Origin of the sequence: Cohnella sp. GCM10027633 (genome assembly GCF_042675445.1) — a bacterium.
In the GTDB taxonomy this organism is placed as follows: domain Bacteria; phylum Bacillota; class Bacilli; order Paenibacillales; family Paenibacillaceae; genus Cohnella.
On sequence record NZ_JBHTGV010000010.1, the window covers coordinates 184,529 to 198,755 of the forward strand.

Below are 14,227 nucleotides of genomic sequence, written 5' to 3' on the forward strand. Positions count from 1 at the left end.
CCACGCCCTCAGGGGCGTGGATTTCAGCGATGCGTATGGATCGAACGCTATTATTCGTTGCCCTGGATCGGGCTATTGTTAACGACGACAGCCAGCATCTTCTCGCTCTTGACCATCTCGGATTGGCAGAGGGAGCAGACGGGAGTAGTGGAGAACGCGAAGTTGGCTCTCATCCATCCGTTGCAGTCGTCCTGGGGACAAGCCCAGATGGCGGTCATCTCCTCGCGGACTTCCTCGAGCGGTCTTTTGCGGGAATAATACATGCGCATCCCTCTTTCTCTCCATGGAATGGTTGAAGCGTTATGAAAAACGCCCCAAACGATAATCGTTCGGGGCTTGCGAATTCACTTACAGCTTAACGACGTTCTCAGCTTGAGGTCCGCGGTTGCCTTGAACGATATTGAACTCGACGCGTTGGCCTTCGTCCAAAGACTTGTAGCCGTCGCCTACGATCGCGCTGAAGTGCACGAATACGTCTTTGCCGCCTTCAACTTCGATGAAGCCGAAGCCCTTCTCCGCGTTGAACCATTTAACGATACCGGATTCCATGTGTTTACCACCTTAATCATATTTACATGACTTCTTATTCGGATAACAAATAAAAAATTCACATATCGTACAAGGTTATTAACCGATGGAATAACCCTCTACGCTATGTGAATAGGTCGCGTCATCTATATCGATATCATACCACACCTCGTCTTGAATTGCTATTGCCAATCCTAACTAGGGAGAAACCGCAAGTCGAGGTCTCCCTAGCAGGTCTCGATCGATTTAACGCATCATTGGCCGCAGCACTTCTTGTACTTCTTCCCGCTCCCGCACGGACAAGGATCGTTCCTTCCGACCTTCTTCCCCGTCGTTCTCGCTTGCGTGGAAACAAGTCCAAGCTCCGCGGGCGTATGGCCGCGATTAGACCAGATTCGCGTATGGTTGCACACATCCGTCAGCAAAGAGATGATGTCTCGCGCCTGCGCCGGGCTATCGAAGTACAGTTCTCTTCTCTCGAATTCGTCCAGAATCGCTTGGAGCGGCTCCTCTAGCGAGCATACGACCTGTATGTCGTCCATCAGAACGTCCACGAATGCCTTATCCTTGCTCAAGTTCTGCAAAATATATGCTCTTAAGTTGCTCATCTGCGGAGTCGCTTCATAATAATCGGAATTCGCGTATTTCAAGAACTCCGTTCTTGAAGGGATATAATACGGTTTGTTCCTGCTCGTCATCAGAAGCCGTTCGATTTCGTCGGCCTGTTCCTCCGCGTCAAAGTAGTCGCTCAACACGTATCCTTCATGCAAATACCACTGTTGAGCTCTATTCGCGGCCGATAAGTAAAAATCGCTCCATTCGTCCTCGCTCAGAGGATCGGCTTCATTCGCCCGGACAATCTCCGCGACCGTCTCCCGACTGCAGACTCCGTATAAATTCGCCGCTGCGCTAACATATTGGTTCGCAAGCTGCACGCGATCGCGAAGCGCCAGGAACTTCGAATGGGGCAGTCGCCGGTATGTTTCCTTGACTTCATCCGGGACAACGTAGAACAGATTGTCTTCCGAATAAAACGAAAACAACAATCCGCGACCGTTCAAATATAAATACGAACTCGGCGTAAGCGAATCGTCCTGTGCATACGACTCATCGATCAGCCTGCGGAATACATTCCATTCCCCGGCGTCCGTCAGCAAAAGCGTCTCTTCCAGTTCAAGAGGATCCGTTGCATAATCCAACAACTCGCTGATAAGCTCCTCTTTGCTCATCTTCGAGCGCCCGGGAAAAGCATAATGCTTTGCGATCTCCTGCAAGCGAGCCTTGGAGAGCAACGGAAGCACTTCGCTTAGTTTCGTTCTGACTTCGCTCTTGATCGCATGCTCGATATTCATTTGCCTAATGTAACGAGTATCGTCCAATGTTAACAAACTGCCACGCCTCCTGCATGATCGGCTGTAAGATACATCTATTCTGCCATATTAGCGATCAATTATTGCCAGTTCTCCTACCGCTTCACGATCTCTTCCAGCTTGCTCATCAGTCCGTCCAACTGCGCGATCGCCTTCACGATATCCTCGACATGGTGCTGCTGGGAATGGGAGCTCGCCAGCACCTCTTCGACCGAAGCCGCGGATTGCTCGGAGAACGCCGCCACCGTCGCGATTTCTTGTGAGACCGTTCCGGACGCCGAATTCAGCTGGTCGCTCAATTCGCGGATCCGGTCCGCATGCCCGAGCACGATGTCGGCATTGGATTGAATTTCGCCGAACAGCCGCTCGACGTCGCCGGCAGACTGCTTGCCCGTCTCCACGACGGTTTTACCTTGATGGACCAAGCTCGCGGCATGCTCGATCTTGCCTTGGATCGAAGCGAGAATGTCGGAGATGTCCGTGGAAGCGACTTGGGCATGCTGCGCAAGCTTGCGGATTTCCGTCGCGACGACCGTGAAGCCTCTGCCGTGCTCTCCCGCCCGGGAAGCTTCGATCGAGGCGTTCAACGACAGCATGTTCGTCCGGTACGCGATATCCCGAATCGTCGATACGATGCTCTCGATCTTCACGTTCTCCTCGCTCACCTCGTTCATGACGGCGGAGGAGCCCGTGACCAATCGATCGATTTCGTTCATTTTACCCGACAACTCTTCCATTCGAGACTTGCCTTCGCTCGTGAACTCCGCCGTCGCCTTGGACTTCTCGCTCATCGTAACGGAGGCATCCGTCGTCGTATTCACGTTATCTCTTACGTGATGGATGGCGCTAGAGATGTCCGATACGCTGTTCGACTGCGTCTCGATGCCTTTGGCGATCTCGGTGAACGCCGATACGACCTGGTTCGTGATCTCTCCCGTTTGGGAAGCGTTCTGCTGCAGACGATGGATCGATTGGCCGAGCACCTGGACCGACTGTTTGACTTCGCTGAGCACGTTCTCCGTGCGATCGCGAGCGGCGACCGATTCCTGGGCGCTGACTTCGGATTTCTTCACGATTTTCGATCCGATCACGCTCTGGGCGATTAATGCCGCTAACGTTACGACTTGATAAGCCACGATGTCCGTCGCGGGAATCGTCTGGAAGATTTCGTTCGTCTGCGTGAAATAGATGGACATGCCAATACCCAATACCCCGCTCAATACCAGGGGACGATAGTCATGATAGATCGAGATAATCGCGAGAGAGAAGTAGATCAAGTACATGCTGTCGTACGTCGTTCCTTTATTAATGAACAGGAAGTCGATAACGGCTAATCCCACGGATACGAGGTACATGATGTAGGGAACCGCGATCTTCCTCCAGACGAGAGCAAGGCATAGCAAGCAAAAAGGAATGCCGACCATCGCCAGCGTCTTCTGGATAATCGGATCCGATATGGCGATTCCGAGGAACAACGTTCCTACGAGCAACCACACCATTAACTTGTTCTTCTTGTGCATCTCCAGCAGCTTCTCGGACATGATATCACTCTTCCTTGGACGTATTCGGCGATCGTTCTCGTAATTGCATTATACTATTAATTCCATTAAATAGAATGAAAAAAACCGTGCCGGAGAGGCACGGAAAATCGAGAATGTTACCGTTCGATAGCGTCGTCACCAGCGCGTCAGCGCGAAGGCGAACTTGCCGGTCAGCACCGGCAACAGCTCCGAAGGTTGGCCGAAGTACGGCACCGGCTGCCAGCGCCCTCTCGGGTTGGCGATGCTGAGCATGAACAGATCGCCGGCGAATTGGGTTAGCGCCGCCCTGTGCGCCTCGTCTTGTCCCCGTTCTACGGAATAGATGAACAGACTGCTTTGATGAATTTTCACGGCCAAATGCGTAAGCGCGTGCGCGTGCAGCGTATTCTGGATGAGCGTGTGCGCCAATTGCAACGCCAGACTCAAATCCGATCCCTCCGAATCGTAGATTGTTCGATTGCTCCTCATTATAAATCCGCGCCGAAGCGCGGGGTGTCCTATGTATCGCGGAAGTCTATTCCTTGAAGTCGATGATGGGCTTGATCACTTGGGCGATGAGTTTGATTTTATCCGCGGAGCAGCCTTGCAGCATCTCCAAGATCTCGTTGCGCATATAGTCTGCGGAGGCTTCGTCGGCACCGGTTAAAATATATTGGGAAGGCCGTTCGAGCAGAACCGATATTTTCGATATCGTCTCCAGATTGACGGTCGTCTTGCCTCGCTCGATCTTGCTGACATAGGCGTTGGAAACGTCCAGCTTCTCCGCCAGATCCTCTTGTGTCATCCCTTTGCCTTGTCTCGCGTTGCGAATCCGTTTGCCGATCATTCCATAATCGAAGCTCATGGCCATCACCCAGTAAAATCATAGCAACGACGGACAAGGGGTGACACGGCTCGTCCGTAAAGTTGAGCCCATGGGTTGAATTCGCGCGATTATTATTCGCACATTGTCTCCGTAAAGAAAAGACGCCTCCAACCGTTGTTCGTAGGATGGGAGGCGCCTTCTTTCATTTAGCCGGCTATGAGTGGTCGCTAACTCTTGCTCTTCTCTTCGCGAATGCGCAGAATGACGCTCGCCGCTTCCGCCCGCGTCAGCAGTTGCTTAGGCCGGAACGTGCCGTCCGGGTAACCTTTCAGCAAGCCTTTCTCGACCGCAACTCGCAAGGCGTCGATGGCCCACCCGGAGATCGCTTTCGTATCGGCGAACGCGAGCGGCTTGCCAGACGAGTCGCCGGCGAGTCCCAGACCCCGCGCCAATATGAGCGCCATTTGTTCCCGCGTAATGCCGTCTTCCGGGCCGAAGCCGCCGTCGGAGTAACCCTGGACGAGTCCGGACTGGACGGCAAGAGCGATCGAATTGGCCGCCCAGTGTCCGGATGTATCCGCGAACGAAGCGCCGGTCGCCTCACTGGGCTTCAACCCCAAAGCTTTGACCAACATGTCGATGAACTCGGCTCGAGTCGACCGGACCTCAGGTCCGAAGTTCCCGGCGGCATCGAGCCTTATCGCGCCTAAATCAGCCAGTTTCTTGACCGCGTCGTTCGACCAGTGCTTCGCCGTATCCTTCGGTTGCGGCTTTGCCTCCGGTTCAGGCTCCGGATCCTTGCCTGGGTTCGTGCCCGGGTTCGTTCCTGGGTTCGTGCCCGGGTTCGTTCCTGGGTTCGTACCCGGATTCGTGCCCGGATCAGGATCCGGAGCGACATACCGCTCATGCGCCCCCGCGTCGAAGCCCGCCCCGGAAGGACGCGCGATGCCTGCCGCGTCGGAGAACGTTCCCGCCGCCCAAGCGAGTCCCCGTAGATCCGCGCCGGAATCGAGCGCCGGAGAACCTCCGTCCAAGGCGTAATCGCCGCCGGCCGCATCCGCGAAGCGGACCGTCGCGATATCGTTCGCCGCGTAATTGCCTGCTTGCTCCGCGACCGGTACATAGGTGACGCCGTTGACTTCGGTCGTCTCCAGCGCGATATATTCCGCGGGGACCCCCGTGCCTACATTTTCGTTAACGACAAGATTGTTGTAGATCCGATTGCCGCGATGGTTCGCCGTCGTATTCCAGAACCAGATGCCGACGCTGAGACGATCGCCTTCTCCCGGACGGACGATCGTGTTCTGATAGATGTAGACCGGATTCTCTTCGCCCGCCCAAGCGTCGTTCGCGTTAATTCTCTCCAAGCTGATAATCCCCGTTCCGCCCGGATCGACGACGACGTTGTTGTATATTCTCTGGTTGCCGCGGCCCTGGTTATTGATTCCCGCGCCGCCGCCGTGGCCATCCTCGATGACGTTGTTATAGTAGTCGCCGGTCGAGCCCGGACCGATCTGCATGCCGTTGTCCTGCACGTCCTCGGCCAGCAAGCCGAAATCCTTCACGACGTTGCCGTACACCTTCACGTCCTGCGTCGCGGACGACAATTGCAAGCCGTCCCAACCCGTGCGCTCGATGACGTTATCGTAGATGCGGACGCCTTCGATCGTATGCGGCCATAGCAACTCCCCGTTCCTCGTCACGCCGGAATGATGGAACGTATTGCCGATATACATGCCTTCCCCGTCCACATCGTGAATGTAGTTATCATGGACGACGACGTTGCGCATCGTGAAATTGTCCCGCCATGTCTCGGGTCTGCCGTTCTCCGGATCGGACTTCATCATGAAGCCCGCGAACCCGGCTCCGAACACTTCGACATGATCGACCTCGATATCCGTGCTGAGGGAGTCGACGACGAGCCCCATCATGCCGCTATGAATCGATTTCAGCCTGAATCCGTAAGACGAGTTGCGGTCGCCCGTACCGGTCAGTCTCACGTGCGAGGACGCGCTGATCTTCAACGCTCCGCCATGGGCGGTGTTGTCCGCGATCATCGTCACCACGTTGCCTTGGTTGACGAACGTGATCGGATTGCCGGCTTCGCCATGGAAGTTGACCAGTCGAAGCGGAATAGGACGCAGTCCGCCGACGACGCATACGGTATCCCCGGGCACGACGCCCATGATCTCTCCGTCCCATGCGCGCACGCTATCGGACGTAATCGTATGGTCGCACGCGTTGTCCACCGGATCCGGCACATAGTTGTCATAATCGAACTGCGGATCCATCGGGTCGGGCTCCTCCGGTTCCTCCGGCTCCTCGGGCTCTTCTCCCGGATTGCCGGAGCCCGGCGCGTGCCATCCCCCGTCCGCGTCGTAACGTTCGTCCGCAGCCGGGGCCTTTCCCGGAGCGAAGCCTTTGCCCGACGCCGGAGAGCCCGGCTGCAGCGCGTAATACGTAGCGGATACGACGCTGGCCGCGGCATCGACGAATCCGACGTCGCCGATCGCGCTCGACGCATAGTTGTCGGCGATGTTCACGACATAATCCTCATCCGCGTTGTAGACAGCCGCGGAGACGCTCGGATGGACGATCAGATTGTGATCGACGCTGTTGCCCGCGGACGTATTGCCGTTGTTGCGCAAGCGAATGCCGTTGCCGTCGGCGGCGGCATTGACGATCGTGTTATATTGAACCGTCGATGGCAATGACGCGGCGAACAGCGGGTCGGACCCGACGACGAAGGCCGGCTCCGCCGGACCGACGATGCCCGTCTGGCCCGGATCGACGATCAGATTGTTGAAGATACGGACGTTGCCGCGCCCCTGATTGCTGATGGCCGCGCTCTGCGCGCCCAATCCGCCGTAGATCGTATTGTCGTAATAATCGCCCACGGAACCGGTGCCGATCGTGATTCCGTTGTTCTTCCCCGGGTCGTTCGTCCGGCCGTAGTCCGATACCGCGTTACGGTAGACGCGGACGTCTTCCGTGCCGCCGAACAATCGGATGCCGTCCCGATCGGTATCGGCAATGACGTTATCGTGCACCCGAATGCCCTTCGTCTCGTGCACGTCCGGATTCGTTCCGAACGCGTTCGCTCCGATGAACAAGCCGTAGCCGCCGTCGGCCGCCGTCGTCTTGATCCCGCTGATCTTGCTGTAGCGAACGACGACTTCGTTCGCCGCGAATTGCGGCCGCTTGCTGTCCGCTCCGCTCGGATCAGTGCGCAAGATCATGCCCGCGAACTTGCCCCCGGCGATCTCCACGCCTTCGATCGTATAGTTCGTGCTCTTGCGATTGACGTCCAGGCCCATGCCGAACGCGTTCGTATTCGCGATTCTGAACCCGTAAGGCACCGCCGGATCGCGCGTTCCGTTCAACCGGAAGTGAGCAGATTGGCCGATGTCGAACGCGCCCATCCACGCGGCGTCCGCCGTCACTTCCACGACGCCGTTGTAGTTGATGATCTCGACCGGATTGTCGGCGGTACCGGCGATATTGCGCAAGATAAGTTGCGTCGTACGAGGCCCGCCCTCAATGCAGACGACATCTCCCGCTACCGCTCCCCACAGCTGATTCGTCTGGCTGTTCATGACCCTGGTGCACTCTGCCGGGGGCGTTCCCGGGACTACAGCGGCCTCGCGCGTCGCGACGACGAGCTGCGGCCGATCGGCGGCCGTTCCGCCTAGCCGGGATACGAATTCCGAGATGCCTCCGTTAGCGCCCGGCAAGTTGCGAAGCACGACCGTGTAGGAGCCGGGTTCATCGATCAGACCGCCGACGTCGAGCTCCAGCCAATCGTTCAACGCAAGCGCTCCGTCGCTCGGAGTCGCGTTGAAGTCATGGGAATCCAACAGCGCGGCGCTCGCCGTCGGACAGTTGACATCGGGCGTCTGGCCCGAGCCGACCGTTCCGGCGCTCGGCCATGTCGTAGGCCCGGCGTACACGCCGATGCGCGGATTGCCGACGGCGTTCGCAAGCTTCAGCCTTAGCTTCGCCCCGACGACCTCTTCCCCGTTATCCGGCACGGTGAAGCCGATGTACGTGCTTCGCGTGCTCGCTGCCGTCCCGATTTTCAGCTTGGATCCGCCGGTACCGTTGTGCTCGATTACCCCGTCCACGCATTGCACGACGATATTATCGGTTGCCGAGTAAGTACTCGTCGTATCCGTTTCCGCCCCTTCTGCAAGCGCATTCATGAATGGCCACTGCAAACTTGTCAGCAACACGACGATAGCCAATACTTTCGCGATCGACGATCTCGTCCACCATACCTGCGTACCCCTGTTCATGCGATTGACTCCTCCTCATCGAATGCTCGCGCCCGATTGCTATGAATCCGTAACGGGTGGAACAATTCCAATTTTAGGTTGGCCCCGGGACGGCAACAATGAGGGAATATATTCACTTGCATTGCTATATCACTTTCGTTGGTAGTATCGTGTTCAATAGAGGCTGAATACGGGCAAGAGCGCCGCGGTACAACCTCCGCAAGAATCGATAATGAATCCCGCAACTCCCGTTATTGATGGAACCGAGTTCATTATCTACATTAATATCAAATCGATTATCGGGGGGCTGGCAGACTTGAGAAAAATCGCGATTATCGGCGCCGGTAGCGTCGTATTCTGCAAAACCTTAATTCTCGACATCATGGCGACGCCCGCATTGGAAGAAACGGAATTCGTATTAATGGCACCCTCCACGACGAGAACGTCGCAAGTGAAGGCATACATCGACCGCGTCATCGAGGCGAACGGACTTAAGGCAGTCACGAAGGTGACGACCGACCGTCGCGAAGCGCTCCGGGGAGCCGACTACGTCATCTGCTCGCTCCAGATCGGCGGACTGGCCGCGTTCGAGCTCGATTACCAAATCCCGCTGAAGTACGGCGTCGACCAGTGCATAGGCGATACGCTCGGCCCGGGCGGCGTGTTCCGCGCGCTGCGCACCATCCCCGTCATGCTGGACGTCGCCCGCGACATGGAAGAGCTCTGCCCGAAGGCGCTGCTGCTTAATTACGTCAACCCGATGGCGATGATCTGCTGGGCGCTCGGAGAGACGAACGTTCGGTACGTCGGCCTTTGCCACGGCGTACAGACGACGCTCGATCTCATCGCGGGCTACACGGGCGTTCCGAAGGAAGAGATCGATATCCTCACCGGCGGCATTAATCACATGGGTTGGTTTCTGAAAATCGAGCATAACGGCGAGGACCTGTACCCGCTGTTGCGGGAAAAGTTCGAGCAGCCGGAGTTCTACGTTAACGAGAAGGTACGCGGGGAAGTGTTCCGGCATTTCGGCTACTTCATGACCGAATCGACCGGCCATCTGTCCGAGTACGTCCCCTGGTTCCGCCACGGTCCGAAGGCGCTCGGCCTGTACTGCGACGAACCGGGCTTCGGGGGCGAGACTGGCGCCTACTACAATTGGAGCATTTACGTCGCGAACAAGTACAAGGAGACGGATCCGCTCGCCTTGGAGCCGTCGGAGCTGCCGCCAAGAAGCATCGAGTACTGCGCATATATTATCGAAGCGCTGGAGACGGGCAAGACGTTCAAGTTCAGCGGCAATCTGCGCAATAACGGCATGATCGCGAACTTGCCGGACGACTGCTGCGCGGAAGGGCTCGTGTTCGCCGATCGAACCGGCATCCATCGGACGATCGTCGGCGAGCTGCCGCCGCAATGCGCGGCGCTGAACCTGACGAACATCAACGTCCAACGGCTCGCCGTGCTCGCGGCCAAGTCCGGCGATCCGGAGACGGTCGTGCAAGCGCTCGCGCTCGATCCGCTGACTTCCTCCGTGCTGACGCTGAAGGAAATCCGCGACATGGTAACCGAGATGTTGGACGCGCAGAGCGAGTGGCTGCCGCAATTCGAGGGACGCCGTCCGCGTCCGACGCCGACGATCGCGATTCCGCCGGACGTACGGCGCGCGGATGTACCGATCGATCCCGCGCTCGCGATCTTCTCGCGGTTCGGGGAGCTGGCGAAGTAACGATAATCGCGCGAGAAGCCCTGACCGGATGCCGGTCAGGGCTTCTATCGTACGGCTTACGGAGTGGATTCGCTTGGCTACAATCCCGTCACCCGATACGGATGCGTGTACACGTTCAAGCCATTCTGCCGGATGAAGCCGACGCAAGTAATGCCGAGATCGTCGGCGAGGTTTAACGCGAGATCGGTCGGCGCCGACTTGGACAGCAAGATCGCGCAGCCGATCTTCGCCGCCTTCAGGACGACTTCGGACGACAGGCGGCCGCTGAACGCGATCGCGTACGGACGCGCCGACTGCCTGTTCCGCAGCGTGTGCCCGTACAGCTTGTCGAGCGCGTTATGCCTGCCGATGTCGGCGCGCGCCGCGGCGAGGGAGGCCGGTCTTTCTTCGGACGGGTCGCCGAACGCCGCGTTATGCACGCCGCCCGTGAGCCGGAAGTCGGTGGAGCTCGCCTGCAGCAGACCCATCAGCTCGAAGCACCTCTCGACCGCGATGGAAGGACCTTCGACGATCGTCCGAGCCGTCCGCGCGTCGCTCTTCAAGTAGAACTGCCGGCTCTTCCCGCAGCAGGAACCGATGAACCGCTTGGAATGATCGTGCTTCGACGCGACGCGCGGATTGACGAGCTCGACGTAGGCGAAACCGCTGGGCACGTCGACGTTCATGACGCGAATTTCCGCCGCTTGGCGGATGATGCCCTCCGAAGCCAGGAAGCCTACGACCAAGTCGTCCAGATCGCATGGCGAGCAGACGATCGTCGCGAATTCTTCCCCGTCCAGCCGAATCGTGAGCGGGAATTCCTCCGCGATCTCGTCCTCGGTGTCCGCCCTCGCCCCGTTAGCCCATCGAATCGTCGTCCGCGCCCGGCTCATTCGTCCGTCCATCCCCGTCTCTCCCTTCATTCCGGCGCGTCGACCTCCAGCTCGCCGATCCTTCGCTCTACGTACTTCGTATCCTTCAGCGCATGGAACGTCTCCGCCTTCTCGACGACGACGGCCGCCTTATACTCGGGAATGCCGGCATAGGGCTCGTAATTCCCTTTGGGGAACAGCGCATTGCCTTCCGGCCAATACATCTCGACGTTGCCCGGCGCGATTCTCTCCACCTTCGCCCTGCCGTGGAACACCCCGTACGCGTTGTATGCGACCAGCGCATCGCCTTCCCGCACCCCGAGCGTCGCGGCGTCGCCTTCGCTGACCAGGATGTCGTACCGTCCCGCGCCGTTGAACGAATCCTTCTCCGCGTAGATCATCGAGTTGAACTGCTTGCCCCGCCTCGTCGTCGCATAGAATCTACCCTCCGGCTTGCGCAGCTCCGGCAGCTCGATCGGCAGCAACCTGCCCTTTCCGTCCGGCGTCGGGCAGACGCCGTCCTCGCACAGCCACGCGCCGCCCCACTGGAACACGTCTCCCTTCCGAGAGAGACTCTGAATACCGTCATAGTAGGGAGCCGCCTTCGCGATCTCTTCGCGGATATCGGCAGCCTCGCCGAACGCGGCCGTCCGCTGCCCGTCCGGCTTGACTCTGTCGGCCAACTCCCCGTAGATACGCCATTCCGGACGCGCCTCTCCGATTCGGGGACCCGCGATCTCCGGCGAGTAGTACACCATCCGCTCCGTCGACGTCGAGGTGCCGCCGCCCGGTTGCTCGTAGCGCGTCATCGCCGGCAGCACCCATACTTCTTCCTTCGCGTCGACGAGCGCGGAGGTGTTCAGGATGATGTCCTGATGGACGCGCACGTCGACGTTCTCCAAGCACCTGCGGACGAAATCCGGGTCCGGCATCGTCTCGAGGAAGTTGCCTCCCGACGTATAGAAGAGCTTCAGCTTGCGCTCTTGCTCCTCCGGCAGCAGCGCGTTCTCAAGCGATACGCCGACGATGTCGCCTTGCCAATCCGGCAGCTTGAAGCCCCATAGCCGCTCGATCCGCTCCCGGTCGGCAGCGCTCCCCATCTCTCCGCCAGGCAAGCTGAACGGGTCGGCGCCCATCTCGCCCGAGCCCTGCACGCCGCTATGGCCGCGGATTGGCATGACGCCGCAATGCTCGCGACCGATGAATCCGCGCAGAAGCGCCAGATTCGCCACTTGCGAGATGTTGTCGGTGCCGAAACGGTGCTGCGTCAAGCCCATGCTCCAGACGAATACGCCGGACTTCGCTCCCGCGAGCAGCTCGGCGAATTCGCGCATCCGCTCCCGGGACAAACCCGACGACTTCTCCAGCGCCTCCCATTCCTGCCTGTCGACGTGTTCCCGCAAGACTTCGAACCCGCTCGCGTGCTCCCTGACGAACGCATGGTCGATCGCCGAACCCGGCACCGCTTCTTCCATCTCGAACCAAGACTTCATGACGCCGTGCATGAACGCGATATCGCCGCCGATATTCACCTGATAGAAGTCGTAGGCGAGCTTCGTCCCGAACAGCGCCGACTCCAGGATCGACGGAATCCAATAGCCTTCCATCGCCGGCTCGCGGTAAGGATTAATGACGATAATCTTCGTGCCGGCGCGCTTCGCCGCGTACATGTACTTCGTCGACACCGGCTGATTGTTCGCCGCGACGCTGCCCCAGAACACGAGCACGTCCGTGCCGATCCAATCGCGGTAGTTACAGCTCGACGCGCCGATGCCGAGCGAGCGCTTAAGCGCCGTCTTGGACGGCGAATGGCAGATGCGCGACGCGTTGTCGATGTTGTTCGTGCCGATGAAGCGCGCGGCCTTGGCCGCCGCGTAATACGACTCGTTCGTAATGCCGCGCGCCGTTAAGTAGAATGCCAGTTGCTTCGGATCGATCGACCGGATCTTCGCCGCGATCGCGTCGAGCGCCTCGTCCCAGCTCGCCCGCTGGAACGCGCGTTCCCCGGCGCGCCGGACGAGAGGATAAGGGATACGTCCGAGCTGGCGCAGCTCCGCGCTGTTCATGCGGCGCAGCTCGTCGATATCCGCATGCAGCCGTCCCGGCTTGATCGCCGGCATCGTGTTCAATCGCAGCACGTTCAGCCTCGTCGTGCAAATATGCGGCCCCGTCAGCGTCTGGTCGTACAGCCCGGAGACGCCGAGCGCGCAGCCGTCGCATACGCCTTGCGTCAGAATGCGGTACGCATACGGAAGGTTATCGCGGTTCTCCCAAGCGACCTTGATTGTATCGCGGATATGCTTCGGCTTCACCTTGCCGAGTCCGAACGGCATCTTGCTTACCCACAGTCTCGGATCCGGCCGCCCCGGCAACTTCGTTCTGCCGGGATGCTTCGTGTTCCCCATTACGAGTCCCCCTATCCCTAGAATAAGAAAACCGCCAAGAGCTTCGGTTATGCGATCACCGAGTCTTGACGGTTAGTCCCTTGCAGGTACGCTGCCGGGTATCCAATCCAAATGTACTTATGAATATATTCTACGAGCCGCTGCCGAATTTCGCTTGCAAATCCTGATCGAAAACGAATACGGACATGCCGAAATCTTTGTCCACGTCGATATCGACGAACAAGTCGATGAACTTCGCCCCGAGCAGCTCCTCCATCTCGACCGGAGGATGCTTGCGGTAGATGTCCTTCACCCACTGCGTGCGGGCTTCGCGCACCATCTGCTTGCCGTCGTCCGCCGCCGCCATGAACTTCTCTACCGGAGATAGATTCCCCTCCATCTCGCAGATCGCCCATCGCTTGCAGAAGGTCGTCGTAATTCTGCCCGGCCCCTTGCCCATATGCCGCTTGCGATACGCCTTGACCAAGTTGCTGAACTCGGCTTCGAATCGGTTCATCCCTATTACCCCGCATGCAACCGCAGGGTCGGGGGCAGGTTCGCTGCTCCGTGCCAAGCGGCCAGATGCTTCTATTGTATCAAGAAAACGCATTCAACGGCAATCGGGTAGGAGGCTACCCATTATTTGAGTAGCCGACCTCCCACACCACCGTACGTACCGTTCGGTATACGGCGGTTCCTAAGTTTACGTTGTAACTTGCCGGTAATAATCTGAAAAGAATACGAA

Annotated in this window: 11 protein-coding genes; 1 reads left to right on the plus strand and 10 read right to left on the minus strand. The window is 58.4% G+C overall.

The window, feature by feature from the left end; translation table 11 throughout:
* Positions 1-50 precede the first annotated feature (50 nt).
* From ACFQZG_RS20430 to ACFQZG_RS20460, 7 genes are all read right to left on the minus strand, one after another.
* Positions 51-269 (minus strand): cold-shock protein, encoded by a 219-nt coding sequence (locus tag ACFQZG_RS20430; protein WP_378155864.1) that lies wholly within the window; start codon positions 267-269, stop codon positions 51-53.
* 79 nt (positions 270-348) lie between these two features.
* On the minus strand, positions 349-549 hold the full coding sequence (cspD, locus tag ACFQZG_RS20435; protein WP_378155866.1) for a cold-shock protein CspD: 201 nt from the start codon (positions 547-549) through the stop codon (positions 349-351).
* A 233-nt stretch (positions 550-782) separates the two neighbouring features.
* Positions 783-1,916, minus strand: a complete 1,134-nt coding sequence (locus tag ACFQZG_RS20440) for a YecA family protein (RefSeq protein ID WP_378155868.1) — start codon at positions 1,914-1,916, stop codon at positions 783-785.
* 77 nt (positions 1,917-1,993) lie between these two features.
* Complete coding sequence (locus ACFQZG_RS20445) at positions 1,994-3,439, minus strand: methyl-accepting chemotaxis protein (RefSeq protein WP_378155870.1); 1,446 nt, start codon at positions 3,437-3,439, stop codon at positions 1,994-1,996.
* 135 nt (positions 3,440-3,574) lie between these two features.
* A complete protein-coding gene (locus ACFQZG_RS20450) occupies positions 3,575-3,865 on the minus strand; it encodes a hypothetical protein (protein ID WP_378155871.1) in 291 nt (96 codons plus the stop codon).
* Positions 3,866-3,953: 88 nt separating this feature from the next.
* Positions 3,954-4,283: a helix-turn-helix domain-containing protein gene (locus ACFQZG_RS20455; RefSeq protein WP_378155873.1), complete on the minus strand. Its 330-nt coding sequence runs from the start codon at positions 4,281-4,283 to the stop codon at positions 3,954-3,956.
* A 188-nt stretch (positions 4,284-4,471) separates the two neighbouring features.
* Positions 4,472-8,539 (minus strand): S-layer homology domain-containing protein, encoded by a 4,068-nt coding sequence (locus ACFQZG_RS20460; protein ID WP_378155875.1) that lies wholly within the window; start codon positions 8,537-8,539, stop codon positions 4,472-4,474.
* 295 nt (positions 8,540-8,834) lie between these two features.
* Here ACFQZG_RS20460 and melA point away from each other — a divergent pair, with 295 nt between their 5' ends.
* Positions 8,835-10,247 (plus strand): alpha-galactosidase, encoded by a 1,413-nt coding sequence (melA, locus tag ACFQZG_RS20465; protein WP_378155877.1) that lies wholly within the window; start codon positions 8,835-8,837, stop codon positions 10,245-10,247.
* Between the two features lie 77 nt (positions 10,248-10,324).
* Here melA and fdhD read toward each other — a convergent pair whose 3' ends face one another.
* The 3 genes from fdhD to ACFQZG_RS20480 form a co-directional block, all read right to left on the minus strand.
* Positions 10,325-11,131: a formate dehydrogenase accessory sulfurtransferase FdhD gene (fdhD, locus tag ACFQZG_RS20470; protein WP_378155879.1), complete on the minus strand. Its 807-nt coding sequence runs from the start codon at positions 11,129-11,131 to the stop codon at positions 10,325-10,327.
* 14 nt (positions 11,132-11,145) lie between these two features.
* Positions 11,146-13,503 (minus strand): FdhF/YdeP family oxidoreductase, encoded by a 2,358-nt coding sequence (locus ACFQZG_RS20475; RefSeq protein ID WP_378155881.1) that lies wholly within the window; start codon positions 13,501-13,503, stop codon positions 11,146-11,148.
* A 130-nt stretch (positions 13,504-13,633) separates the two neighbouring features.
* Positions 13,634-13,999, minus strand: a complete 366-nt coding sequence (locus tag ACFQZG_RS20480; RefSeq protein ID WP_378155883.1) for a Na-translocating system protein MpsC family protein — start codon at positions 13,997-13,999, stop codon at positions 13,634-13,636.
* Positions 14,000-14,227 lie beyond the last annotated feature (228 nt).